The sequence below is a fragment of the Pseudomonas sp. LRF_L74 genome (assembly GCF_965644255.1).
In the GTDB taxonomy this organism is placed as follows: domain Bacteria; phylum Pseudomonadota; class Gammaproteobacteria; order Pseudomonadales; family Pseudomonadaceae; genus Aquipseudomonas.
On sequence record NZ_CBFFRH010000002.1, the window covers coordinates 183,227 to 207,811 of the forward strand.

The 24,585-nt window shown below is 63.5% G+C and carries 20 protein-coding genes and 1 tRNA gene; 7 read left to right on the forward strand and 14 right to left on the reverse strand.

From position 1 onward, the window contains the following. The first annotated feature begins 41 nt into the window (after positions 1–41). Positions 42–1,352 carry an ammonium transporter gene (locus tag ACSZPK_RS05745; RefSeq protein ID WP_437880456.1) on the forward strand — a complete coding sequence of 437 codons (1,311 nt, stop codon included), beginning with the start codon at positions 42–44 and terminating at the stop codon, positions 1,350–1,352. Between the two features lie 45 nt (positions 1,353–1,397). On the opposite strand, the gene ACSZPK_RS05750 is transcribed toward ACSZPK_RS05745, so the two are convergent. After that, the gene (locus ACSZPK_RS05750) at positions 1,398–1,655 is read right to left on the reverse strand and encodes a hypothetical protein (RefSeq protein ID WP_437880457.1); all 258 of its coding nucleotides are present in this window, start codon (positions 1,653–1,655) and stop codon (positions 1,398–1,400) included. A gap of 351 nt (positions 1,656–2,006) precedes the next feature. Here ACSZPK_RS05750 and ACSZPK_RS05755 point away from each other — a divergent pair, with 351 nt between their 5' ends. Beyond that, the gene (locus tag ACSZPK_RS05755; RefSeq protein ID WP_437880458.1) at positions 2,007–2,549 is read left to right on the forward strand and encodes a methylated-DNA--[protein]-cysteine S-methyltransferase; all 543 of its coding nucleotides are present in this window, start codon (positions 2,007–2,009) and stop codon (positions 2,547–2,549) included. A 331-nt stretch (positions 2,550–2,880) separates the two neighbouring features. Here ACSZPK_RS05755 and ACSZPK_RS05760 read toward each other — a convergent pair whose 3' ends face one another. From ACSZPK_RS05760 to norR, 7 genes are all read right to left on the reverse strand, one after another. Further along, positions 2,881–3,318 carry a nucleoside deaminase gene (locus tag ACSZPK_RS05760; protein WP_437880459.1) on the reverse strand — a complete coding sequence of 146 codons (438 nt, stop codon included), beginning with the start codon at positions 3,316–3,318 and terminating at the stop codon, positions 2,881–2,883. Positions 3,319–3,399: 81 nt separating this feature from the next. Then, complete coding sequence (locus tag ACSZPK_RS05765) at positions 3,400–4,245, reverse strand: amidohydrolase family protein (protein ID WP_437880460.1); 846 nt, start codon at positions 4,243–4,245, stop codon at positions 3,400–3,402. Beyond that, on the reverse strand, positions 4,242–5,375 hold the full coding sequence (gene ssuD / locus ACSZPK_RS05770; RefSeq protein WP_437880461.1) for an FMNH2-dependent alkanesulfonate monooxygenase: 1,134 nt from the start codon (positions 5,373–5,375) through the stop codon (positions 4,242–4,244). The genes ACSZPK_RS05765 and ssuD overlap by 4 nt, the downstream gene beginning before the upstream one ends. Positions 5,376–5,526: 151 nt before the next feature. After that, the gene (locus ACSZPK_RS05775; protein ID WP_437880462.1) at positions 5,527–6,630 is read right to left on the reverse strand and encodes a sigma-54 interaction domain-containing protein; all 1,104 of its coding nucleotides are present in this window, start codon (positions 6,628–6,630) and stop codon (positions 5,527–5,529) included. 13 nt (positions 6,631–6,643) lie between these two features. Next, positions 6,644–7,831, reverse strand: a complete 1,188-nt coding sequence (locus ACSZPK_RS05780; protein WP_437880463.1) for an acyl-CoA dehydrogenase family protein — start codon at positions 7,829–7,831, stop codon at positions 6,644–6,646. Positions 7,832–7,910: 79 nt separating this feature from the next. Beyond that, positions 7,911–8,474 carry an FMN reductase gene (msuE, locus tag ACSZPK_RS05785; protein ID WP_437880464.1) on the reverse strand — a complete coding sequence of 188 codons (564 nt, stop codon included), beginning with the start codon at positions 8,472–8,474 and terminating at the stop codon, positions 7,911–7,913. 390 nt (positions 8,475–8,864) lie between these two features. Further along, positions 8,865–10,415, reverse strand: a complete 1,551-nt coding sequence (gene norR / locus ACSZPK_RS05790; protein ID WP_437880465.1) for a nitric oxide reductase transcriptional regulator NorR — start codon at positions 10,413–10,415, stop codon at positions 8,865–8,867. A 177-nt stretch (positions 10,416–10,592) separates the two neighbouring features. Here norR and ACSZPK_RS05795 point away from each other — a divergent pair, with 177 nt between their 5' ends. Beyond that, positions 10,593–11,777 carry an NnrS family protein gene (locus tag ACSZPK_RS05795; RefSeq protein WP_437880466.1) on the forward strand — a complete coding sequence of 395 codons (1,185 nt, stop codon included), beginning with the start codon at positions 10,593–10,595 and terminating at the stop codon, positions 11,775–11,777. 238 nt (positions 11,778–12,015) lie between these two features. Here ACSZPK_RS05795 and ACSZPK_RS05800 read toward each other — a convergent pair whose 3' ends face one another. Continuing rightward, entirely contained in the window at positions 12,016–12,648 is a 633-nt protein-coding gene (locus ACSZPK_RS05800; protein ID WP_437880467.1) for a TetR family transcriptional regulator, read from the reverse strand. A gap of 467 nt (positions 12,649–13,115) precedes the next feature. On the opposite strand from ACSZPK_RS05800, the gene ACSZPK_RS05805 reads away from it, so the two are divergent. After that, complete coding sequence (locus ACSZPK_RS05805; protein WP_437880468.1) at positions 13,116–13,775, forward strand: O-methyltransferase; 660 nt, start codon at positions 13,116–13,118, stop codon at positions 13,773–13,775. A 468-nt stretch (positions 13,776–14,243) separates the two neighbouring features. Here the strand turns inward: ACSZPK_RS05805 and ACSZPK_RS05810 are convergent. Beyond that, positions 14,244–14,319: transfer RNA gene (locus ACSZPK_RS05810), tRNA-Asn, on the reverse strand. A 68-nt stretch (positions 14,320–14,387) separates the two neighbouring features. Further along, positions 14,388–15,584, reverse strand: a complete 1,197-nt coding sequence (locus ACSZPK_RS05815) for an amino acid aminotransferase (RefSeq protein ID WP_437880469.1) — start codon at positions 15,582–15,584, stop codon at positions 14,388–14,390. 206 nt (positions 15,585–15,790) lie between these two features. Here ACSZPK_RS05815 and uvrB point away from each other — a divergent pair, with 206 nt between their 5' ends. Further along, positions 15,791–17,806: an excinuclease ABC subunit UvrB gene (uvrB, locus tag ACSZPK_RS05820; protein ID WP_437880470.1), complete on the forward strand. Its 2,016-nt coding sequence runs from the start codon at positions 15,791–15,793 to the stop codon at positions 17,804–17,806. A 46-nt stretch (positions 17,807–17,852) separates the two neighbouring features. Here the strand turns inward: uvrB and ACSZPK_RS05825 are convergent, their stop codons facing one another. The 3 genes from ACSZPK_RS05825 to ACSZPK_RS05835 all read right to left on the reverse strand — a co-directional run bounded on the left by ACSZPK_RS05825 (position 17,853) and on the right by ACSZPK_RS05835 (position 21,606). Then, positions 17,853–18,995, reverse strand: coding sequence for an OpgC family protein (locus ACSZPK_RS05825; RefSeq protein WP_437880471.1), 1,143 nt, complete (start codon positions 18,993–18,995; stop codon positions 17,853–17,855). A 141-nt stretch (positions 18,996–19,136) separates the two neighbouring features. Further along, positions 19,137–19,880: a glutathione S-transferase family protein gene (locus ACSZPK_RS05830; RefSeq protein ID WP_437880472.1), complete on the reverse strand. Its 744-nt coding sequence runs from the start codon at positions 19,878–19,880 to the stop codon at positions 19,137–19,139. A 112-nt stretch (positions 19,881–19,992) separates the two neighbouring features. Further along, positions 19,993–21,606 (reverse strand): FMN-binding glutamate synthase family protein, encoded by a 1,614-nt coding sequence (locus ACSZPK_RS05835; RefSeq protein ID WP_437880473.1) that lies wholly within the window; start codon positions 21,604–21,606, stop codon positions 19,993–19,995. 217 nt (positions 21,607–21,823) lie between these two features. Between ACSZPK_RS05835 and ACSZPK_RS05840 the strand changes: the two genes are divergently transcribed. Further along, a complete protein-coding gene (locus ACSZPK_RS05840; RefSeq protein WP_437880474.1) occupies positions 21,824–23,176 on the forward strand; it encodes an OprD family porin in 1,353 nt (450 codons plus the stop codon). A 176-nt stretch (positions 23,177–23,352) separates the two neighbouring features. Next, the gene (locus tag ACSZPK_RS05845; RefSeq protein WP_437880999.1) at positions 23,353–24,579 is read left to right on the forward strand and encodes an SfnB family sulfur acquisition oxidoreductase; all 1,227 of its coding nucleotides are present in this window, start codon (positions 23,353–23,355) and stop codon (positions 24,577–24,579) included. The last annotated feature ends 6 nt before the right edge of the window (positions 24,580–24,585 follow it).

Genomic DNA, 24,585 nt, shown 5'->3' on the forward strand with positions numbered 1-24,585 from the left:
CTGCCGATCCTTCCCGAACTCATGTGTGAGGAATCGATGTAATGGGTGAACGAAAAATAAAACGTGCGCTGCTGGCGCTGGCATTGCTGCCAGGCCTGGCAAGCGCGGAAGAGGCCACGCTCAACAGTGGCGACACCGCCTGGATGATGGTGTCCACCGTCCTGGTCTTGATGATGCTGGTGCCGGGGCTGGCACTGTTCTATGGCGGCATGGTCCGCGCGAAGAACCTGCTCTCGGTGTTCACCCAATGCTTCGCCGTGGCCGGGGTGATCGGCATGCTCTGGGTGATCTATGGCTACAGCCTGTTCGCCGATACCACCGGGATGGAGGAGGGCGTGGTCAACCTGCATAGCCTGATCGGCGGCCTGCAGCACTTCCTGCTGCTCGACCTGACCCGCGAGAGCCTGGTGGCGGCGATTCCACAGAGCGTGTTCGCGACCTTCCAGATGACCTTCGCCCTGATCACGCCGATGATCATCGCCGGCGCGTTCGCCGAGCGCATGAAGTTCTCGGCGGTGCTGCTGTTCACCGCACTGTGGTTCACCTTCTGCTACGCGCCATTGGCGCACATGGCCTGGAGCGGACCGGGCGGCCTGCTGTGGGACTGGGGCATTCTCGAATTCGCCGGTGGCACCGTGGTGCATATCAACTCCGGCGTGGCCGGCCTGGTCGCCTGCCTGGTGCTGGGCAAGCGCAAGGGCTATCCGGGCACGGCGATGCCGCCGCACAACATGGGCTTCGCCTTGACCGGCGCGGCGCTGCTGTGGGTCGGCTGGTTCGGTTTCAACGTCGGCTCGGCCGTGGCCGCCAGCGAGAACGCCGGCATGGCCATGCTCACCACGCAGATCGCCGCCTGTTCCGGCATCGTCGGCTGGTTGGCCATCGAATGGTTGAAGAGCGGCCGGCCCAGTGCGCTGGGCGCGGCTTCCGGGGCCTTGGCCGGCCTGGTGACCATCACCCCCGCGTGCGGCTTCGTTGGCCCGGGTGGTGCGCTGATCATGGGTTTCGTCACCGGGGTGATCTGCTTCTTCGCCATCGCCTGGCTCAAGCGCGCGCTGGGCTACGACGACTCGCTGGATGCCTTCGGCCTGCATGGCGTGGGCGGCATCGTCGGCTCGATCCTCACGGGTGTATTCGCCTCGAAATCCCTGGGCGGTTTCCAGGACATCGAGATCGCCGCGCAGGTGCTGGTCCAGGCCAAGAGCGTGCTGTTCACCATCGTCTACTGCGCGATCGTGACCTTCGTTCTACTCAAGCTGACTGGCTTGCTGACCCGTGGTTTGCGTGTCAGTGAAGAGGTCGAGCAGCAGGGGCTGGATATCAGCCAGCACGGCGAGCGTGCCTATACCTGAAGCGGTAGGAGCGCCAGCCCCGCTGGTTGCGGGGCTGGGGGCTTTTCACATGCGGCGCTGGGCAATTGCTACGGCGAACTCTTCCGAAAGACTCTTGCCGAGCTGGGCGATAGCGCTTACCGAGCCCAGCTCGTGCACGGAAATGCCACGCAGGGTGATCAGTTCATGATTGGCGAGGTTGGTGAATTGCAGGGCGATGGAACCATCCGCCATGCGCGTCGCCTCACACTCATAAGCTGGCATGGTGTCAGTGAAGAGTTGGCCGATATCGGTGGGAGACAGGTAAGACTGAGCGGTGGCCATGACGTGCTCCTTTCGAGTGGGTGGCTAGGGGCTGTCGACGTTTCGTCGTGCAACCCTTCGGGACGGGCGATTCGCTGCATCGGGCGCAATGCACGCACCGCCTTGTGATGGTTCGAGGGCCGGCGCCCCTGATTTCCGAATGACTCTCGTAGGCTAGACCTCCGGCTGGTGCTGTAAAGCAGCGGCCAATGGCCATGTTTTCTGGTTTTTTTCCATGAGTGGCGGCATGGCTGGCGTGCGACGGCAAAACCGTCCGTCCGACTGGCGATGCGGCAGACCAGCGGTGCTTGTTGGTCTGACCGGAATGCAACGGTAGACTGCCGCTCCCTGGCATCCAGTATCGGAATACCCATGAGCGCGGCGGACCTCTACCTCAGTTACTTCGAGATGCATGAGCCTATCGGCGTGTTCTCCATCGTCACCGATGGCAAACAGGTGCTGGCCCTGGATTTCGGCGATCCCGAACTGCGCTTGCTGCCCTTGATGCGCAAGCGCTTCGGCACGCCGGACGTGCGCTTGCAGGCGGCCAGGCGCTGTATCGTCGGCCCACGCTTGCGTGATTATTTCGCCGGCGATTTCAACGCCCTCGACGGCCTTGCGGTGGATGGCGGCGGTACGGATTTCCAGCAGCGAGTCTGGGCTGCGCTGCGCGATATCGCACCTGGCACTACCCGCAGTTATGGTGAATTGGCCAAGCTGCTCGGCTCGCCGGGAGCGGCCCGCGCCGTCGGCCTGGCCAACTCGCTCAACCCGATCAGCCTGATCGTGCCGTGCCACAGGGTGATCGGCTCCTCCGGCGCGCTGACCGGCTATGCCGGCGGCATGGCACTCAAGCGCTGGCTGCTGGATTTCGAGAGTGGGCAACTGGGCAGGGCGCAGATTTCGTTGTTGTAGGCGCATACTGATCATCTGCCTGTGATGAAGTTTAAGCCTGCTGATGTACAAGCCTGAGCAGACCTGGAAAGCAAAGCGAATTCGTTATGGTGAAGAAGTGGAAAACGTTGAGGGCTTCAGTTTCCAGTGACAGGTGCAGGCGGCGTAATGAAAGACACCACGAATCGGCATGCTGATAAGACAAGGCAGATCGAACTGGCGCTCACTAGCCGCGTCTGTTGTGTTCTCGCTTCTAGGCACGATCAGTACGTAGGGTGGACAACGCTCTTTTTGTCCACCTCATCACTGATGTAACGGTGGACAAAAAGAGCGTTGTCCACCCTACAAAGGGTTACTCGCCAATATCCTCATTCCACAACTCCGGCTTTTCCGCGATGAACTGCTGCATCAACCCGATGCAGGTTTCATCCTGCAGCACTTCGACTTCCACGCCGCGCGACAACAGCAGCGACTCATCGCCGAGGAAGGTGCGGTTCTCGCCGACGATCACCTTGGGGATGCCGTAGAGCAGGATCGCGCCGCTGCACATGGGGCAGGGCGATAGGGTGGTGTAGAGCACCGATTCCTTGTAGACCTTTGCGGGCTGGCGGCCGGCGTTCTCGAAGGCGTCCATCTCGCCGTGCTTGATCGCGCTGCCTTCCTGCACGCGGCGGTTATGACCACGGCCGATGATGCGACCGTTGTGCACGATCACCGAGCCGATGGGGATGCCGCCCTCGGCGAGACCTTGCCGGGCTTCTTCGATGGCTGCTTGCATGAACGGGTCCATAGGCACTCCCTGAATGGAAAACGCCCGGCTGGAAGAGCCGGGCGTTGTCAGTCTTAGCCGCTCCGGGGAGCGCTTGTCCAGTCAGAGCTTGAACAGGCGCGCCGCGTTGCCGTGGAAGAAGCGTTCCAGCACCTCGTCGCGCAGGCCCAGGCGCTGGGCATCCTCGATGCTCTGGCGGATCGGTCGGAAGGTGTAGGACGAGCCGAACAGCAACTGCTCGCCGAGGAAGCCGTTGGCCGCTTGCACGTAGCCTTCGCTGCCCGGCTGGAACAGGTACATGTCCGGCACCAGGTGGATGTTGGCGTAGCGGAAGGCGACGCCGATGGCCTGCTGCACGTTGGGCCAGTAGCCGTGGTAGACGACGATGGCCAGGTCCGGGAAGGCGCGGGCCACGGCGGCCAGGCGGCCGGGGTCGTTGTAGGCCGGGTCGGGCGTGGTCGGGCCGCTCATCAGGAACAGCGGCACGCCACGGCGTTGCAGATGCTCGTAGATCGGCCAGTACAACGGATCGTCGGCATGCCGTGCCGGTTCGCCGAAGCCCGGTTCCAGGTCGATACCGGCCAGGCCGAGCACGTCGATGGCGCGGTCGATCTCCGCCAGGGCGCCTTCCACGCCTTGCAGCGCAGGGTCGATGCCGGCGATGCCGAGCAGTTCGTCATGGCCATGGACGATGCCATGGATGGTGTCGTTGGGCAGGTGCTGCGAGGGCGTGTGGCGGCCGACCACCACGGCCTTGTACAGGCCAGCATCGCGGACTTCGGCGAGGAAGCCGGCGGGCGTCAGCGAGCGCTCGAAATGGTTGTCCGGGCCACGCGTGCCGACGCGGCGGTTGAGCCAGCGCGCCACTTCGTGTTCCGGCGAACCGGGGGTGGCGCCGAAGAAGTCGTGCAGGTAGGCCGGACGGCAGCGCATGTCGATGATTTTCATGCCGTCGCTCCCTGCTTGCCTGCGCGTACGTCGAACGCGCCACCAGTGAAGGCACCCTCGACGGTGACCTTGCCCTTGCCGGGCAGCAGTGGGAACACCAGTTCGGCGAAGCGATAGGCCTCTTCCAGGTGCGGGTAGCCGGACAGCACGAAGCTGTCGACACCCAGTTCGGCATATTCCAGCAGGCGCGCGGCGACCGTCTCGGGATCGCCGACCAGCGCGGTGCCGGCGCCGCCACGCACCAGGCCGACCCCGGCCCAGAGATTGGGTGCCACTTCCAGCTTGTCGCGGCGCCCGCCGTGCAGCGCGGCCATGCGTGCCTGGCCGACCGAATCCATTTGGGCGTAGTTGGCCTGGGCGGCGGCGATGGTCTCGTCGTCGAGGTGGCTGATCAGTTCCTCGGCGGCGGCCCAGGCCTTTTCGTTGGTCTCGCGCACGATCACGTGCAGGCGCACGCCGAAGCGTACGCTGCGCCCATGCCTGGCCGCGCGCTCACGGACGTCGGCGATCTTCTCGGCCACTGCGGCGGGCGGCTCGCCCCAGGTCAGGTAGGCATCCACATGTTGCGCCGCCAGTTCATGGGCGGCCGGCGAGGAGCCGCCGAAGTACAGCGGCGGGTAGGGCTTCTGTACCGGTTCGAAGAAGTTCTGCGCGCCCTTGACCTTGAGGTGCTTGCCATCGAAATCGACGGTCTCGCCCTGCAACACGCGGCGCCACACGCCGAGGAATTCGTCGGCGGCCTCGTAGCGCTGGTCATGGGGCAGGAACACGCCATCGGCGGCCAGTTCGGTGGCGTCGCCGCCTGGCACCACGTTGAGCAGCAGGCGCCCGCCGCTGGCCTGGTCCAGCGTCGCCGCCTGGCGCGCCGAGGCGGTCGGGTTGCCCAGCGAGGTGCGCAGGGCCACCAGCAGCTTGATGCGCTGGGTCACCGGAACCAGGCTGGCGGCGGTGACCCAGGGGTCGAGGCAACTGGCGCCGGTTGGAATCAGCAGGCCGTCATAGCCGAGGGTGTCGGCGGCCACGGCGATCTGCCGCATGTAGGCGTTGCTGGCCGGGCGGCCGCTATCGGATTTGCCCAGGTAGCGGGTGTCACCCGAGGTGGGGAGGAACCAGAAAATATCGAGGCTCATGAATGTGTCCTGATTGCCATAAGGTTTGGAGCGTCGTTGGCGGCGCTCACGGGAGCAACGCATGGCGGTGTTTCTCGTTGTAGATAGCCACTGGGAAAGCCCTTCACGTCGCTCCCGCCTGCGCGGGAATGACGACTGTTCCAGCCATTCCTCAGATCGAAAGGTTGATCACCCGGTTGCCCTGGGAGCTTTGGGCAGGGCGCCGCTTGTTCACCACCAGTTCGCCGATCTTGATCAACTGCGCGCGGGTCACGTTGCGGCTGAGGCCGAGCAGGTTGGCGGTATGCACCTGGTTGTAGTGGCAGAAGCGATAGGCCGCGCGCAGCAAGGCGTCCTCGACCTTTTCGTGGAGGGCGCCGCTCTGTTCCTCGAACAGCTTCTGGAAGGCGCGCTGCAATAAGGCGTCGGCGGATTCGTCCTGTGTACGACTGGCTTCTTCCTGGCGTTCGATGCGCAGGTTCGACAGGTACAGGTCGCTGGCCTGGATCACGCTGTCGCGGCACACCAGCAGGGTGTGGTGGATCACGTTCTCCAGTTCGCGGATGTTGCCCGGCCAGCCGTAGCGGGTGAGTTTCTTCTGCGCATCATCGGCCAGGCTGACGGCGTTGTAGCCGAGGCGCCGGCTGTATTCGGCGATGAAGTGCCGGGTCAGCGGCAGGATGTCGCCGGGACGCTCACGCAGCGGATGCAGTTGCAGGCTGACCACGCCGAGGCGGTAGTACAGGTCCTCGCGGAAATGCCCGGCATTGATCGCCTTTTCCAGGTGTACGTTGGTCGCGGCCAGCACCCGCACGTTGATCGGGATGCTCTTGCGCGATCCCAGGCGCACCACCTCGCGCTCCTGCAGCACGCGCAGCAGCTTGACCTGGATCGCCATCGGCAGGTCGCCGATCTCGTCGAGGAACAGGGTGCCGCCGTTGGCTTCTTCGAACCAGCCGGCCTTGGCGGTCAGGGCACCGGTGAAGGCGCCTTTTTCATGGCCGAACAGCTCGGCTTCTACCAGCGACTCGGAAAACGCTCCGCAGTTGACCGCCACGAACGGGCCGTTGCGGCGGCCGCTGAGGTTGTGCACGTGACGGGCGACCAACTCCTTGCCGGTCCCGGTTTCGCCGATGATCAGGACGCTGGCCTCGCTGGGGGCGACCTGTTGCAAATGGGCGAGCAGTGCCTGGGACTTGGGGTCCTCGAAGACCTGGGCGGTGGCCCTGATCGAGGTAGCCAGTGCGGGAGAGGGCGGGAGGGTCAGGAGTTGCATGGTCATCATCCCTTCAGGAGTAGAAAGACGGGGTCGGGCGCGTCTCGTTCAGCGCCCACTCGCCCAGCTCGTGGATGCGGTAATCCACCGGGTCGTGCAGGGTCTGGGTACGCAGGTTGCGCCAGTAACGGTCGAAGCGCAGCGAGGCATGGGTGGCGCGGGCGCCGGTGACTTCGAACAGGCGGCTGCACAGATCGAGGCCGACGCGGGTGGACGCGACCTTGGCCGTGGCGATGGAGACCGCCAGTTGCGCACGCTCTTCGGCCCCGAGGTTGTGCTCCTTGCGCCAGGCCTCGTCGAGTTGTGCCGCCGCCCGCTCGACCAGCGCCCGCACACCTTCCAGGCCGACCCAGAACTCGCCGTAGTGACGCAACACATAAGGGTCTTCGCTGACGTGCTGGGCCTTGGACTTGAACCATGGCCTGGCTTCCTTGAGCGTGTACTGGCGGGCTTCCTCCAGGGCACCTTCGGCGATGCCGAGGAACAGGTGAGTGAAATGCAATTGCGCGATCAGCGGGCGCAGGCTGGAGAACGGCGTGCTCAGCGGGCCTGGGTTGAGCAGCAGCTCGGATTCTTCCACGCGCACTCGTTCGAAGGTGGCGCTGCCGCTGTCGGTCTGGCGCTGGCCCATGTTGTCCCAATCGCCGTGCAGGGTGATGCCGGTGCGCCCGCTGGGAATGGCGGCAATCAGCAGTTTGCCGCCCGCGCTTTCGTCGACGGCCGAGGCGATCAGCATTTCCGAATCGCTGGCGCCGGAGCAGAAGCTCTTCTTGCCGGAGAACTCGCGCCAGCCGTCGAATTTCTTCACCACGGTGCGGGTATCCAGCGGGTTCAGGGCATTGCCCCAGAACCAGTTCTTGCGCGCGGTCTGTTCGAACCAGGGCTGCCATTGCTCGGGTTGGGAAAACAGGCGGACGGTCGCCAGCATGACGTGCTGGAAGCCGAAAACATGGGCGATGGAGCTGTCGACCTTGGCAAACTCGCGAACGATGTTCAGCGTGTCGCTCCAGTTCGCGCCGATGCCGCCGAATTGGCTCGGGATAACCAGCGACAGCAGGCCGCTCTGGCGGATCGCATCGCGCTCGGCTTTCGGCGTGCCGCCTTTCACATCGCGCTCCGCGGCCGTTTCCGCGAAGTCTGCGGCCAGGCGGCGTGCCGTTTGCAGCGGGCTCAGTACGGCCGGTTGTTGATTGGCGCTCATAAGGGTGTCCTTGCTTGTTCAGGAAGCCCGCCGTCGGGTGTGCGTCTTGCACATGTCGTAAGCGGGAACGGCACGCCGATCAGGCGATGCGGCGCAATTCGCGGCTGGCACTGCCAAGCAGCGGACGGGCGCGTGCGGCGGCCAGGCGAATACGTGCCTGGAGCGATTCGCTGACGATCCGGTAGTCGGCGAAGTCGGCCTCCGTGGCGTAGACCCCGATGGGCAAGGTAAGCGACTGGAAGAAGCTGAACAGCGGGCGCAACTGGTGATCGATGACCAGGGCATGCAACGGACTGCCACCGGTAGCGGCGAGCAGTACCGGGGTATCCACCAGTGCCTCGATGCCGACCAGGTCGAACAGGTGCTTGAGCAGGCCTGGATAGGAACCGCGATAGACCGGCGAGGCGACGATCAGCAGGTCGGCGTTCTCGATGGCGCGGATCTGCTCTTCCACCTCCGCCGGCAGCTCGTTGCGCGACAGGGCGCCGCCGACCGGGCGGGCAATATCGGCGAGTTCGACGATGCGGGTAGTGGCGTGCAGCGTTTCGGCCACCTCGGCCAGGATCGCCTCTGCCAGTACCAGGGTGCGTGAGGGGCGGTAGGCGCCGCCGGACACGGCGACGATGTTCAAGGGCGCAGTCATGTTGGGTTCCTCTGCTGTTGCTCGTTGAACAGGCTTGGAGCAAGAGCTGTACCAATATTCAAATTATTGATTTAAAAGGATAAAAAAATAGTTTTCGATTCGAGGCTGTTGGCTGCGAAGGGTTTTGTTGCATTGCTGTTGCTGGGCGTACAGTTGCCGATGCAACAGTCGCTGAAATGGACAGCTCCTCCGCCGGCAACAAGTTGGTTGCAGGACAGTGGCGCTAAAGTAGATGTGTAAAAAAGAATAGAAAAATATCTTTTTAGAATATTTTTATGTTTAAAGCATGGGCGAAGTCTTGCTGCCGTTTCATTTCAAGGCACAGGCCTGGCCAGGTCCAGGCTTGTGCCTTGCCGCTTGCGTTCAGGCCTCGCTGAGCAGGCCCTTGGCTCAGCGCATGCCCAGGCGCTTGGCCAGGCGTGTCAGGTTGGCGCGATCGACGCCGAGCTCCTGGGCCGCGCTGCTCCATTTGCCTTGATGGCGTGCGAGCACCTGTTCGATCAGCGACTTCTGGTAGCTGTCGATTGCGTCTTTGAGAGGGACGCCCTGAGACACTGGCGGTTGCGGCAGAGCGGTCCTGGCGGCGGTTTGCAGCGGCTCCTGCAGGTCGAGGCTCTGCGTCTCGATGGTCAGGATACGGGGCCGTTCGGGTTGCACGGCAAGGCTTTTGAGCACTGCCCGGCCGATCAGGTGCTCCAGTTCACGGACATTGCCTGGCCACTGATAGGCGAGCAGGGCCTTTTGCGTGTCGGCACTCATGCGGATGCTGCGCAGGCCCAGGCGCGCACGATTTTCCTCGAGGAAGTAACCGGCCAGCAGGAGTACGTCGCGACCCCGTTCGCGCAACGGAGGCACCAGCAGGGGGTAAACGCTGAGGCGATGGTAAAGATCGGCACGGAACCGCCCCGAGCGGACCTCTTCGGCCAGGTCGCGATTGGTCGCGGCGATCACCCGGACATCGACCCGGTGCTCACGGTCCGATCCGACCCGCTGCAACTGGCCGCTTTGCAGCACGCGCAGCAGTTTGCCCTGGGTCGCCAGCGGCAGCTCGCCGACCTCATCGAGAAACAGCGTGCCGCCATCGGCCAATTCGAACTTGCCGCTGCGTTCGGCCACGGCGCCGGAGAAGGCGCCACGGACATGGCCGAACAGCTCGCTTTCCACCAGGGTGTCGGGCAGGGCCGCGCAGTTGATGCTGATCAGCACCTTGCGGGCGCGTGGGGAACGGCGATGGATCGCCTCGGCCACCAGTTCCTTGCCGACCCCGGTTTCCCCGCTGATCAGCACGGTCAGCGGGCTCTGGCCGACCAGGTCGATTTCCTGTTGCAGGCGTTTGTGACTGATGCTCTGGCCGATCAGCTCGCGGGGCAGGCGACCGCCGGCGGCGCGTTTGTAGACCTCGGTCAGTTGCCGCTGGTCTTCGGCGATGCGCGCCAGTTGCTCGATACGTTCACTGGCCATGACCGTCGCGGCGGCGAGGCTGGCAAAGGCTTCCAGATTGTCGAGGTTGACGCTGCCGAACCGTGCCGGATCGAGCGAGTCGAGGGTCAGCAGGCCCCAGGGTTTGTCTTGGACGAGCAGGCGACAGCCCAGGCAGTCGTGGATTTCCAGGTCGCCGTGCTGGTGCTCGACCAGGCCGTCGTAGGGGTCGGGCAGTTCGCAGTCGGTGGCGAAGCGCAATGGCCCCGGGTTTTCCATCAGGCGTGCCAGGCGTGGATGTTCGTCCAGCTTGAATCGACGGCCCAGGGTATCGGGGCTCAGGCCCAGTACCGACAGCGGCACCAGCACGTCACCTTCCAGCTTGAGCAGCGCGACCGCGTCGCAGGGCAGGAATTCGCGCAGGGCGGCGAGCAGGCGGCGATAACGTTCCTCGTCCCGCAGGTCCCGGGACAGATCGGCGACCAGGGGAATGAGGATGCGTAGCAAGGGGTTGTGAGTCATAAAGACTTCCATGAGTCATTTTGACGATGAGTTAATCGAGTCATTGTGACTCTTTATTTTTTAAATTACTGATTTTTATTGGTTTTATATTGGCATGAAAGATGGATCGCATTGGCTATCGAACGCTACCACGCTTGAGCCGGGCGGGGAACGCGAACATCGGATGGAGAGACAGGCATGCAGATCGTCGATCGTTCCACCGCCTTGGCCATCGCGCCTATCTGGCGCCTGGGATTTCGCCCATTTTTCCTCGCCGGAGCGGCATTCTCGGTCATCGCTGTCGCGCTCTGGGGAGCGCTGCTGAATGGCTGGGTGACGTGGCAGCCTGTGGGAGGAGCATTGGCCTGGCATCGCCATGAAATGCTGTTTGGCTTCGCGATCGAGATCATCGCCGGTTTCCTGCTGACTGCGGCGCAGAACTGGACCGGCCGGCCGGGATTGTCGGGGCGTCCGCTGATGGCGCTGGTTGCGCTATGGCTGCTGGGACGTATCGCCTGGCTGGTCGCGCCAGACTGGCGTTTGTTGGCACTGGTGCAGTTGTCGTTCCTGCCACTGGTGGCGTTTGCCGTGGGGCGGATGGTGTATGCCGCACGCCAGCGGCGTAACTATCCGGTGGTATTGATCCTGATGCTGTTGTGGGCTTGTCAGGTATCGGTATTCGCGGGTCTGGCTACGGGCGATGAAGGTATGCAGCGGCGTGGCGCATTGGCTGCCTTGTGGCTGATCGGTGCCTTGCTGGCGATGATTGGCGGACGAGTGATTCCGTTCTTCACCCAGCGCGGCCTTGGCCTGGCCGATGCGTTGCCGAGCCCGGCGTGGCTGGATCGTGGCGTGCTGGTCTGCTCGCTGGGGGCAGCGTTGAGCATGGCACTGGGGCTCAATGATGGACCGCGTTGGTCGATGGCGCCGTTGTTCATGGCGTTGGCGGTCCTGCATCTTTATCGCCTGTCGCTCTGGTACAGGCGAGGCATCTGGGCTGTGCCGCTGCTCTGGTCGCTGCACCTGGCCTATGCCTGGCTGGCGATAGCGGCGCTGGGGATGGCGGCGTGGCACGAAGGGTTGCCGATCTCGCCGAGCCTGCCGGCGCATGCGCTGGCGGTAGGAGCGTTGGCGGGGCTGGTATTGGCGATGACCTGTCGGGTGAGCCTGGGCCACACAGGCAGGCCGTTGCAGGTGCCCCTGCTGGCTGCCTGGGCGTTCGCGGCCTTGCAGGTCGCCGCGTTGTGCCGTGTGGTGCTGGTGCTCTTCAGCCAGTGGGGGCTGCTGGCGTCGGTAGGCTTATGGTGCGTGGCGTTCGGGCTGTTTCTTTGGCTTTACGTGCCGATCCTGACGCGTGCCCGGATCGATGGCCTGCCGGGCTAGGCAGATACGCGCAGCGGATACCATGGGATGCAGTCCCTGGCGACTGGCAAGGTCAGTAGCGGCAAACCAGCAGTGCGCCGCTCAGGCTGGTGGCCAGTAACCCGTGGCCCGACTCGTGGCTGGGGCAGCAGCTTGCCGCGACGGTCATGGTGGCGGGATGTCCTGGGAGATCGGTCGGTCGCGCCACTCAGGCATAGGTTGAAGCGGACCATCCACGTGACCATCAAGGCTACAACCGTCAATCTTGTCGAAGCGCCTGGAGGTAGGCGCAGAACATGTCGGCCATCGTATCGGCATAGACCTTGATTTCCGCCTTGGTCCGCCGAGTTTGGGAAAAACTGTTACCCACCGTGCCGAGCGTCGTGAAAATGAGATCGCCCGCCAGCTCGCGGGATGCAGCGGATGCCTTCGGCAAGGCCTCCATCATGAAGACATCGATCATCTGATCGCCTTCGGCCCGAGCCTGGCGCGCTTCCGGGCTGTCGCGATAGAGCGGAGCCGCATCATTGAGCGCACCGCGAACCTCGGCTTCTTCGCACTCGGAGCGCAGGAAGGCATGTACGACGGTACGCAAGCGCTCCAAGTGCGGCGTACTGGCATCTTCGAGGATGTTGCGCAGCATCTTGGTCGTCTGCATCCACTCATCGACCTGGAGACGAAACAGGATCGACGCCTTGTTGGGGAAATACTGATAGATCGACCCGACGCTGACGCCGGCCTTCTCGGCGACGCGCGCCGTGGTAAAGCGGGTGGCACCTTCCTCGGCCAGAACCTGGGTGGCTGCTTGCAGGATAGCTGCAACCAGTTCGGTCGAACGTGCCTGCTGGGGTTGCTTGCGCGAGGAAATCTGGGGACGGCGGCGAGTGGTCATGGTGGTGTGGCGTTGCAATGCCCGTTACACGGAAATCCGATCGTTTAGCGCATGCTTGAATGCGATTGATTATTCGCATGCTAGCGTGGCATTGAGCGACAGCTCAACCCTTGATTGACGACCTGCGTAGCTGCGCTGGCCGCTGGCGCAACCGCACATGACTATCCGTCGACGCCTGCCATTGGATGCGCGTCCGTTCGAGATGCCGGCTCGGACGATCACCCTGCGATACCGCTTTTACTGACGGAATACCTGAGCTTTCTTCTCCAGGCAGCCCTTAAAAACTCGGCCAATCAGCCGCCATCCCAGACCAATCCAGCGCTGACGCGAGTAGATGCCATGGTCCGAAAACGCGAACTCCAATGCGAATTTTTAATACGAAGAATCCGTCATATTATCGACAAAACGCGAACTATTGATCGCGTTTAAGGCAGCTCCTTCCCTCAACCCCAGATTGGATAACCCGAATGACCTCAATACTGACCAACGCACCACTGGCTCCCTTGTTGGATCGCCTGTTCGAGCAGGCCGATCAGTCCTCCAGCCCGGCACTGCTTGGCATCTCCCGCGAGGAAGGCGAGCGCCTGATGCGCAGCAAGACTGGATACCTCGACTTCTACAGCCGCGCCAAGGACTTGTGGCTGCCGGTTTCTCGCGAGACCGGTGTGCTGCTGTACCAACTGGCACGCAGTACGAACGCCCGCAACATCGTTGAATTCGGCACCTCGTTCGGACTCTCGACCCTCTACCTAGCGGCGGCGCTACGCGACAACGGGGGTGGCCACCTGATCGGCAGCGAGTTCGAGCCGTCGAAGATCGCCAAGGCTCGCCAGCATCTGGTCGTAGGCGGAGTGGACGACCTGGTCGAAATCCGCGACGGCGACGCGCTGAAAACACTGGCCACCGATCTTCCCGAGTCCATCGACCTGTTGCTGCTCGATGGGGCCAAGTCGCTCTATTGCGAAGTTCTTGATCTGGTCGAGAGCCACCTACGGCCCGGCGCGCTGATCGTTGCCGACAACGCAGATTTCAGCCCGGAATACCTGGCGCGCGTTCGCTCCCCGGAAAACGGCTACCTGTCCGTGCCGTTCGGCGAGGATGTGGAGTTGTCGATCCGCCTAGGCTGAAGCACGTCGGACATTGCTCTAGGAAACTCTTTCAGCCTGGCAAGACGATGGTGACATTCGTGAACACTCCCAACCTCCCAGCTCAGAGCCGGCAGGGCCGGTTCGGCAAGGTCCTGGCACGCATGCTGATGAAGCAGGCGTGGGATCGTTCGCGCGGACGTTCACGCCGATCGAATGGAATGCGAAAGCAGGGCGGACTCGTATTCTCGGCTAAACACATGGCGACGAAACCTCGATCGGGCTGGCTTACGCCCTCAGCCATCACTCTCCGGGCAACCGCTGGGAATGCCTGCTCGAAGTGAGCAGCGCCATCACATGTTCGTGATGGCTAGCGCGACTTGGCCTCGACCGCGCTTCAGCGCGGCCCCGCAGGGGTGAGCGCAGCGAATAACCTGGGACACAGTCCCTGGTGAGTGTCCAGATTCAGGCAATAAAAAACCCGGCCATCTGACCGGGTTTCTTGAAATCTGGCTCCGCGACCTGGACTCGAACCAGGGACCCAATGATTAACAGTCATTTGCTCTACCGACTGAGCTATCGCGGAACAACGGTGCGTATCCTACTGATTAAGAAGGGGAAGTCAATACTTCCCCCTTTCATCTTCGCGCAGGATTACAGAACCTTGGCGATGGCCTCGGTGACTGCACCGATGTTGTTGCGATTCAGCGCAGCAACGCAGATGCGGCCGGTGCTGACGGCGTAGATGCCGAACTCGGTCCTCAGGCGCTCGACCTGCCCGGCGCTCAGGCCGGAGTAGGAGAACATGCCGCGCTGGCGGGCGACGAAGCTGAAGTCGCGGCTGGCGCCCTGGGCGGCCAGTTGCTCGACCAGGGCCAGGCGCATTTCGCGGATGCGCTCGCGCATGCCGGCCAGTTCCTGTTCCCACAGCGCGCGCAGCTCAGGGCTGTTGAGCACGCTGGCGACCACGGTGGCGCCGTGGGTCGGCGGGTTGGAGTAGTTGGTGCGGATCACACGCTTGGCCTGGGACAGCACACGACCGGCTTCTTCCTGGCTGGCGGTGACGATGGTCAGGGCGCCGACGCGCTCGCCGTACAGGGAGAACGACTTGGAGAAGGAACTGGACACGAAGAACTGCAGGCCCGATTCGGCGAACAGGCGCACCGCGAAGGCATCCTGGTCGATGCCTTCGCCGAAGCCCTGGTAGGCGATGTCGAGGAATGGCACGTGCTCGCGCTCGCGGACGATTTCCAGCACGGCCTTCCAGTCGTCCAGGGTCAGGTCGACGCCGGTCGGGTTGTGGCAGCAGGCGTGCAGGACCACGATGGAACGGGCCGGCAGGTTGCGCAGGTCTTCCAGCAGGCCGGCACGGTTCACGCCGTTGCTGGCGGCGTCGTAGTAGCGGTAGTTCTGCACCGGGAAGCCGGCGGACTCGAACAGCGCGCGGTGGTTTTCCCAGCTCGGATCGCTGATCGCGACGACTGCGTTCGGCAGCAGGCGCTTGAGGAAGTCGGCGCCGGTCTTCAGCGCGCCGGTGCCACCGACCGACTGGGTGGTGACCACGCGGCCTTCGGCGATCAGCGGCGAATCATTTCCCAGCAGCAGTTTCTGCACGGCGCTGTCATATGCGGCGATGCCTTCGATCGGCAGGTAGCCGCGCGGCGCATGAGCCTCGATGCGGGCCTTCTCGGCCTCGGCCACGGCGCGGAGAAGAGGAATGCGGCCTTCTTCGTTGTAGTAGACGCCAACGCCCAGGTTCACCTTGTGGGTGCGGGTGTCGGCGACGAAGGCCTCGTTAAGGCCAAGGATGGGGTCGCGCGGTGCCATTTCGACGGCAGAGAAGAGGCTCATTTTGCTCCAGCTCGAGGGTTGGGGGTAAGAGGTCCGCAACCCCGTCTGGATGGATGCGCTAGGGGTTGCATCAACGGGCCGGTAGTATAGCGGCCTAAGTCGCACGCGGCGACCATGCAAATGCACTCTTTGGGTGCGCGCGTACTCAGTTATTGGCTATGACGCGCATCCCGTTGCTGCGTCACATGCCGAACACGAGGTTTTTCATGTCCGAGTTCCAGCTCGTTACCCGATTCCAGCCAGCAGGTGACCAGCCTGAAGCCATCCGCCAGATGGTGGAGGGGCTGGAAGCCGGCCTGTCGCACCAGACCCTGCTCGGCGTGACCGGCTCGGGCAAGACCTTCAGCATCGCCAACGTCATTGCCCAGGTGAAGCGCCCGACCATCGTCCTGGCGCCGAACAAGACCCTGGCGGCGCAGCTCTATGGCGAATTCAAGAGCTTCTTCCCGAACAACGCGGTCGAGTATTTCGTCTCCTATTACGACTATTACCAGCCGGAAGCCTATGTACCGTCGTCCGATACCTTCATCGAGAAGGATGCGTCGATCAACGACCACATCGAGCAGATGCGCCTGTCGGCGACCAAGGCGCTGATCGAGCGACCGGACGCCATCGTGGTCACCACGGTGTCGTGTATCTACGGCCTGGGCAGCCCCGAGGAGTACCTGAAAATGGTCCTGCACCTCGACCGGGGCGACAAGATGGACCAGCGTGCTCTGCTGCGCCGGCTGTCCGAGCTGCAGTACACCCGTAACGACATGGACTTCGCCCGTGCCACCTTCCGTGTGCGCGGCGATGTGATCGACGTGTTCCCGGCGGAATCCGACCTGGAGGCGATCCGCGTCGAGCTGTTCGACGACGAGGTGGAGAACATCAGCGCCTTCGACCCGCTGACTGGCGAGGTGATCCGCAAATTGCAGCGCTTCACCTTCTATCCCAAGAGCCACTACGTCACGCCCCGCGAGACGCTGCTGGAGGCGGTGGAGAACATCAAGGTCGAGCTCAAGGAGCGCCTTGAATACCTGCGTGGCGCCAACAAGCTGGTCGAGGCCCAGCGCCTGGAACAGCGTACGCGTTTCGACCTGGAGATGATTCTCGAACTGGGTTACTGCAACGGCATCGAGAACTACTCGCGCTACCTGTCCGGGCGTCCGGCGGGGGCGCCGCCGCCCACGCTCTACGACTACCTGCCGGACCAGGCGCTGCTGGTGATCGACGAGTCCCACGTCTCGGTGCCGCAGGTCGGCGCCATGTACAAGGGCGACCGTTCGCGCAAGGAAACCCTGGTCGAGTACGGCTTCCGCCTGCCGTCCGCGTTGGACAACCGGCCGATGCGTTTCGAGGAATGGGAGGCGGCCAGCCCGCAGACCATCTTCGTTTCCGCGACACCTGGCCCCTACGAAGCCGAACACGCCGGTCGGGTGATCGAGCAGGTGGTGCGGCCGACCGGCCTGGTCGACCCGCAGATCGAGGTGCGCCCGGCGCGTACCCAGGTCGACGACCTGCTTTCCGAGATCAACAAGCGCGTGGCCATCGAGGAGCGGGTGCTGGTCACCACCCTGACCAAGCGCATGGCCGAAGACCTTACCGATTACCTCGGTGACCACGGTGTGAAAGTGCGCTACCTGCACTCGGACATCGACACCGTGGAGCGCGTGGAAATCATCCGCGACCTGCGTACCGGTGCCTTCGACGTGCTGGTCGGCATCAACCTGCTGCGCGAGGGCCTGGACATGCCCGAGGTGTCGCTGGTGGCCGTGCTGGATGCGGACAAGGAAGGTTTTCTGCGTTCCGAGCGCTCGCTGATCCAGACCATCGGCCGTGCCGCGCGTAACCTCAATGGCCGGGCGATCCTGTATGCCGACAACATGACCGGCTCGATGCAGCGCGCGATCGACGAGACCGAGCGGCGGCGCAACAAACAGATCGCCTTCAACGAGGCCAATGGCATCATCCCGCGCGGGGTGAAGAAGGACATCAAGGACATCCTCGAAGGCGCCGTGGTGCCCGGCGCGCGCAGCAACAAGCGCAAGGGCATGGCCAAGGCCGCCGAGGAAAGTGCCCGCTACGAGGCCGAGCTGCGTTCGCCGAGCGAGATCACCAAGCGCATCCGCCAGTTGGAGGAGAAGATGTTCCAACTGGCCCGCGACCTGGAGTTCGAGGCGGCGGCGCAACTGCGCGACGAGATCCAGAAGCTGCGTGATCGGCTGTTGCAGGTCTGAGTCGGTCAGGCTGCCGAACGCAGTTGGCTGAAGGAACCTCGATCGTTCAACCACCGGCCTCCAGGGCTTTTTGCGGCATTTCCGGCTTGCGCTCACTCAGTCGCCGCGACAGATCCAGCCAGCCGGCCAGCATCATCATCAAGGCCAGGCCGGCCAGGGCCGTGGCGATGCGTGCCGCCCAGTGGTCGCCGGCCAGCCCGTTGCCGGCGTCGGCCAATGGGGCCAGCAGTACGCCGAGGCAGAACACCTCCAGCGAATGCTGGCCCATGCGGCACATTTCCCGCGCCGGCCAGCGCATCAGCCAGTCGCCACGGGGCAGCAGCATGGCGACGCAGTAGGCGAGGGCGAGGAAGTGCAGCAGGCGCATCGGCGCCAGGTCGGTCTTGCTGATCGGATACAGCCATGCCTCCAGGCGCGGGGTCATGATCGCGTCGTTCAGCACCTGCCATTTCCAGGACAGCGCCAGGACCGCGCCTAGCAGCAGGTAGGTCGCGCAGAGGATGAACAGCGGGCTGCTGACGCGCGTGCGCGGCGCGTCGGCCGGGCGGCGTTGGGAGTGAAGCGCCGCCGCACCGCCGAGCAGGAACAGCAATTGCCAGGCCACCGGGTTGAAGTACCAGAGACCACCTTCCTGGGCGGCGAAGTTCAGTTGCGGGGCGAACAGATAGAGCAGCGTCGAGGCCGCGATGGTCAATCCCGGCCAGCGCAGCAGCAGTGGCAGGGCCACGGGCAGGCCGAGCAGCAGGACCACGTAAAGCGGCAGCGGGTCCATCAGGTTAGGTTTGAAGCGCAGCAGCAATTCGTCGACCACCGCCTGCTGCGGGTTATCGATGAAATAGTGCAGGTTCATCCCGGCGATGAAGTCGCGTTGGTCGACATACTCGTTGATGACGAAGATCAGCCCCATCAGCACGACCAGCAGGAAAATGTGCGCCACGTACAAGGTCCACACCCGCTTGAGGATGCGCACGCAGGCGGCCAGGTAGCCATCGCGGCGCAGCAGCTTGCCGTAGGCCAGCACTGCCGCATAGCCGGCCAGGAAAACGAACAGTTCGGCCGCATCGCTGAGGCCGAAATTACGCAAGGTCAGGTAACCCAGTGGGTTGTCCGGCACGTGGTCCCAGAAAATGAACACCAGGGCCAGGCCACGGAAGAAGTCGATGCGCAGGTCGCGTCCGGTTTGCGTCATGGCGGCATACTCGCTTCGGAGCCCATGCGGGACTCTGTCGATGGGCGACGCCAGGCTTGCCGGGCGCCGGCCGGAATCATAGACCAGGCGATTTGAGCATCGCCTGCCCGTTCAGACTCCGGCAGGGCCTGTCACGCTCCGTCAGCGAGACGGACGGTCGCGGTCCTCGGCATAGCGGCGCAATACCCATTGGCCGCCCGGACGGGCGAACAGGCGGTCGAGGAAGGCCTGGGTTTCCTGGGTGAAGCCGGCAATGCCATCCCAGGGCGTGCCGGTTGGCGTGAACAACGGGGCGAACAGGGCCGCGGCGGCGATGTCGGCCAGAGTCAGACTGTCGCCCACCAGATAGCGGGCAGGGTCGCCGTCGCTGAGGGTTTCGATCAGTTCCAGACCGGCCAGCACTTCCAGTTGCGACTTGGCAATGCGTTCAGGCGTGACCCCGTAGAGTTTCTTCAGCGTGGCGATCAGCAGCGGACGAAGCAGATCGCGCAGGCCGAATGCCGAGGGGTAGACCCTGAGCATCGCGTCCATCACCGAGTCCCAGTTCTGCAACTGCCCGTACAACCAGCGCCGTACGTGAACGCCTAGACGGTCGAAGCGCTCTTCCAGTTCGAGTACCTGCGAACGCTGTGTCTCGTCCGCCGGCAGCAGCGGTCGTTGCGGGTAGGTTTCCTCGAGGTACAGGGCGATCCGGGTCGAATCGCCGATGGCCGTGGTGTCATCCTGCAACAGCGGCAGGGTGTCGATTCCGGCCAGGCGCCTGGTCTTGAAGCGATGCAGGCCAGGGAAGAGATTGACCACCCGATATTCCAGCCCCTTGTGATCAAGGTGCCAGCGGGTTTTCTCGCAGTAATGAGAGATGGCGAATTGATAGAGCGTACGCATGGTTGTGCGGCCTCGGCGGTTCTGCGGCTGGCTACGTCGCGGTTGCGACGAAACGGCGACAGCCTCAAGGCCGGTAGTGTAGAGCCTGTTGCCGTGACCGCCGAGTCCTGTATCAGGCTGGATACGCTTCGAAACTGTCGGCCCGCGCCATCTGCCACATGCGTCCGTAGAATTCGCCGTCGATGCGCTCACCCAACAGCGCGCCGGGTTTCAGGAATACATGCAGTTGCGAGTACAGCTTGATTTCGCTGGCCGACATGCGCCGCACCAGATGCCGGGCATCGATCTGCGATGGATGGGAGAGGCCGGCGGCGGCGAGCATTTCGGCCAGGCCCTTGAGCGTGTTGCGATGGAAACTGTGTACGCGCTCGGCCTTGTCCGGCACCACCAGGGCGCGCTGGCGCAGGCCATCCTGGGTGGCGACGCCGGTGGGGCATTTGTTGGTGTGGCAGCTCTGGCTCTGGATACAGCCGATGGCGAACATGAAGCCGCGCGCCGAGTTGGCCCAGTCCGCGCCGAGGGCCATGACACTGGCGATGTCGAAGGCGCTGACGATCTTGCCGCTGGCGCCGATGCGGATCTTGTCGCGCAGGTCGATGCCGACCAGGGTGTTGTGCACGAACAGCAAGCCCTCGCGCAGCGGCACGCCGATGTGGTCGGTGAATTCCAGCGGGGCGGCGCCGGTGCCGCCTTCGGCACCGTCGACGACGATGAAGTCCGGCAGGATGCCGCTTTCCAGCATGGCCTTGGCGATGCCCATGAACTCCCAGGGGTGACCGAGGCACAGCTTGAAGCCCACGGGCTTGCCGCCGGACAGCTCACGCAACTGGGCGATGAAGCGCATCATTTCCAATGGCGTGGAGAAGGCGCTGTGGCGCGACGGCGAGATGCAGTCCTCGCCCATGGGCACGCCACGGGTCGCGGAGATTTCCTCGGTGACCTTGTGCTTGGGCAGGATGCCGCCGTGACCCGGTTTGGCGCCCTGACTGAGCTTGATCTCGATCATCCGCACCTGTGGGCTTTGCGCCTGGGCGGCAAAGCGCTCGGGGTCGAACTGGCCGCTGGCGGTGCGGCAGCCGAAGTAGCCGCTGCCCAGCTCCCACACCAGGTCGCCGCCGTTCTCGCGGTGGTAGGCGCTGATGCTGCCTTCCCCGGTGTCGTGATAGAAGTTGCCGAGCCTGGCTCCCTGGTTCAGGGCGCGGATGGCATTGGCACTGAGCGAGCCGAAGCTCATCGCCGAGATGTTGAACACCGAGGCGGAGTAGGGCTGGGTGCATTGCGGCCCACCGATCTGTACGCGAAAGTCGTTCGGGTCGCTCAGCGGTGCAGGGCGCATCGAGTGACTGATGAACTCGAAACCTGAGCGGTAGACGTTGATCAGTGTGCCGAACGGCTTGTCGGCGCCTTCGTTCTTAGCCCGTGCGTAGACCAGAGAGCGCTGGGCCCGGGAGAACGGCAGTTCGTCTTCGTCGGCCTCCAGCAGGTATTGGCGGATTTCCGGGCGGATGGCCTCGACCAGATAGCGGATGTTGCCGAGGATCGGGTAGTTGCGGCGCACCGCATGGCGCTTCTGCAGCAGGTCGCGAATGCCCACCAGGCTGAGAAAGGCGCCGATCAGGGTGAACAGCCAGACCCATTCATGGGCGCCGAGAAAGGGCAGGCTGACGAGAGTGGAAAGGACACAGAAGGCGAAAAACGCATAGCGATTCAACAGCGATAGGCTCACGGGCTCATCCTTATCTTGAGTAAGGTTTTTTCAGCATACACCCTGATCAGTGAATGAAATGTTGTGCACGGCGCAACAGCAGTTGAGCAGTTTGACCGATCAGGATTTTTTCGCTTGGCTTTTATTTTGTTCAACCTATTGATTTTAAACTATTAATTATTTGGCACGGTTGTTGAGATAGCTGCGTCGGACATCTCCGACAATCAGGACAACTGCCATGCGTCATCACAACAACACTGCCAAGGGCCTGACTTTCGCTCTGGCCCTGAGCGCCCCGGCGTTCGCTTTCTCTGCCGAAGACGAAGGTTTCATCGACGGCGCACAGATCCATGTGCTCAACCGCAACTACTTCTTCAACCAGGACTATCGCAACGGCGATTTCACCACCAACCCCAACAATGGCGAGCGGCAAAGCCAGCATCGCGAATGGGGCCACGGCGTGATCGCCGATTTCCGCTCCGGCTACACCGCCGGCACCGTTGGCTTCGGTGTCGATGTGCAGGGCGTGCTCGGCCTGAAGCTGGACGGTGGCAATGGTTCGGTCGGTAACGGCGTGGGCGTGCCCGGCATCGTTTCGCGTTCGGGCAGCAGCTTCGACGGCGAGCCGAAGGATTCCTACGGCAAGGTGGGCGGCGCGCTCAAGGTCCGCGCCTTCGATACCGAACTGCGCTATGGCGATGTCAGCCCGACCAGCCCGGTGCTCTACGCCAGCGATATCCGCCTGTTGCCGCAGACCCTGCGTGGCTTCGTCTTCAACAACACCTCGGTGCAGGGCCTGACCCTGCAGGGCGGCAAGCTGGAGTCGAGCAGCGACCGTAACGCCAGCAGCCATCGCGGCGACCTCGGCACCGTCTACGCCGGGCGCTTCAAGGGTTCCAACGACGTGGTCTACCTGGGCGGCGACTACGTCTTCAACGACCAGCTCAAGTTCAAGCTGCACACCAGCAAGCTCGATGACATCTGGACCCAGTCGTTCTTCCGCGTCGACTTCAGCCAGCCGCTGAGCGGCGACCTGAGCTTCAACACCGGCCTCAACTACTACCGCACTCGCGATACCGGCAAGGCACTGGCCGGCGAGATCGACAACGATTCCTGGAGCACCCACGCCGGCCTTGGCTATGGCTTCCATGCGTTGAAGCTGAGCTACACGCGCATCGACGGTGACACGCCATTCGACTACGTGTGGAACACCTACGACCTGGAGCTGGACGCGGCTTCCCAGGTTTCCGACTTCAACAATCCCAATGAGCGGGCCTGGGAGCTGCGCTACGACTACAACTTCGTCGGCCTCGGTGTGCCGGGCCTGACCCTCACCGCCCGTTACGTGCGTGGTAGCGACATCGACGGGACCAAGGCGGGGGGCGCCTACACCTATTTCAACCCCACCGAGGATGGCCGTCACTGGGAGCGCAACCTGTGGGTCAAGTACGTGGTGCAGGACGGCCCGGCGAAGAACCTGTCGTTCAACCTGATGCAGGCGACTCACCGCGTCGGCGGCGATCACGTTGCCGAATCGAACGTCGACGAAGTGCGCTTCATCGTCGAGTACCCGCTGGATATCAGCCTTTGATCGAACCGGCCGCTGTTGTTCGCTGAGCAACAGCGCATGAGCAGATTGCTGGAAAACGGTGGGCCTGTAGTTCCTGTTTTTATACAGGCCATTGAATCTAAAGGTTTTTCAAAAGTGGTACGGCCTGTGCTGAAGCAAACCCGTACCGTTCGGCAAGGAGTTGCAGCGTGACTGATCTGAATCTGAAGAATCTGCCCGAGCAGCGGGTCGCCCCGCTGCCCTCGCGCCCGGCGCATATCATTGGCAGCGATGCCGAGGCCATCGAGGTGGCGCGCCAGTTGGCGGAAGAGTTCGCCAAGGAAGCGGCGTTGCGTGACCGTGAGCGCAGGCTGCCGTGGGCGGAGCTGGATCGCTTCTCGCAGAGCGGCCTGTGGGCGATCACCGTGCCCAAGGCCCATGGCGGTGCCGGCGTGTCCTACGTAACCCTGGGCGAAGTGATCGCGACCATTTCCGCCGCTGACCCATCCCTCGGCCAGTTGCCGCAAAATCACTTCGGCGTGACCAGCAACCTGAGCCTGACCGCCAGCGAGGAGCAGAAGCAGCGCTTCTACGCCAAGGTGCTGCAGGGCTATCGTTTCGGCAACGCGTTTTCCGAGGCGAAGAGCAAGAACGTCACCGCCTTCGAGACCCAGGTGCGTTTCGACGGCGACGAGGTGGTGATCAACGGCGAGAAGGCCTACTGCACTGGCGCATTGTTCGCCCATATCGTGCCGGTGGTCGGCGTGGACCAGGAAAACCGCCCCTTCATCGCCTTCCTGCCACGCGAAACCGCAGGGCTGACGGTGATCGACAACTGGGACGGCTTTGGCCAGCGCATCACCGCCAGCGGCAAGGTGCTGATCGACAACGTACGGATTGCCGCCAGCGAAGTGACTCCGGCCTGGAGGGCCTATGAGCAGCCGACCGCCGACGGCCCGATCTCGCAGATCATCCAGGCCGCGGTGGACACCGGCATCGCCCGTGGCGCCTTCGCCGAAGTGTTGCGTGTCGCCCGCGAGGCGCGGCCTTGGGTCGACAGTGGCCTCGAACATGGCTGGCAGGACCCGTTGAGCCAGGCGGCCATCGGCGAGCTGGCCTGGCGCCTGCAAGCGGCCGAGGCGATCCTGGAGAAGGCCGGCCATGCGGTGGATCGCGCGCTGGCCGAGCCAAACGAGGATACGGTTGCCGAGGCTTCGGTGATCGTCGGCCAGGCCAAGGTGCTGTCGACGGAAATCGCCCTGCTGGCGTCGAGCAAGCTGCTGGAACTGGGCGGTACGCGCACCGTCTCCGCCAGCCAGGGGCTGGACCGCTTCTGGCGCAATGCGCGCACCCACACCCTGCATGACCCGGTGCGCTGGAAGTACCACCTGATCGGCAACCAGCGCCTCAATGGCGTCAAACCACAACGCCATTCCTGGAACTGAGGAACA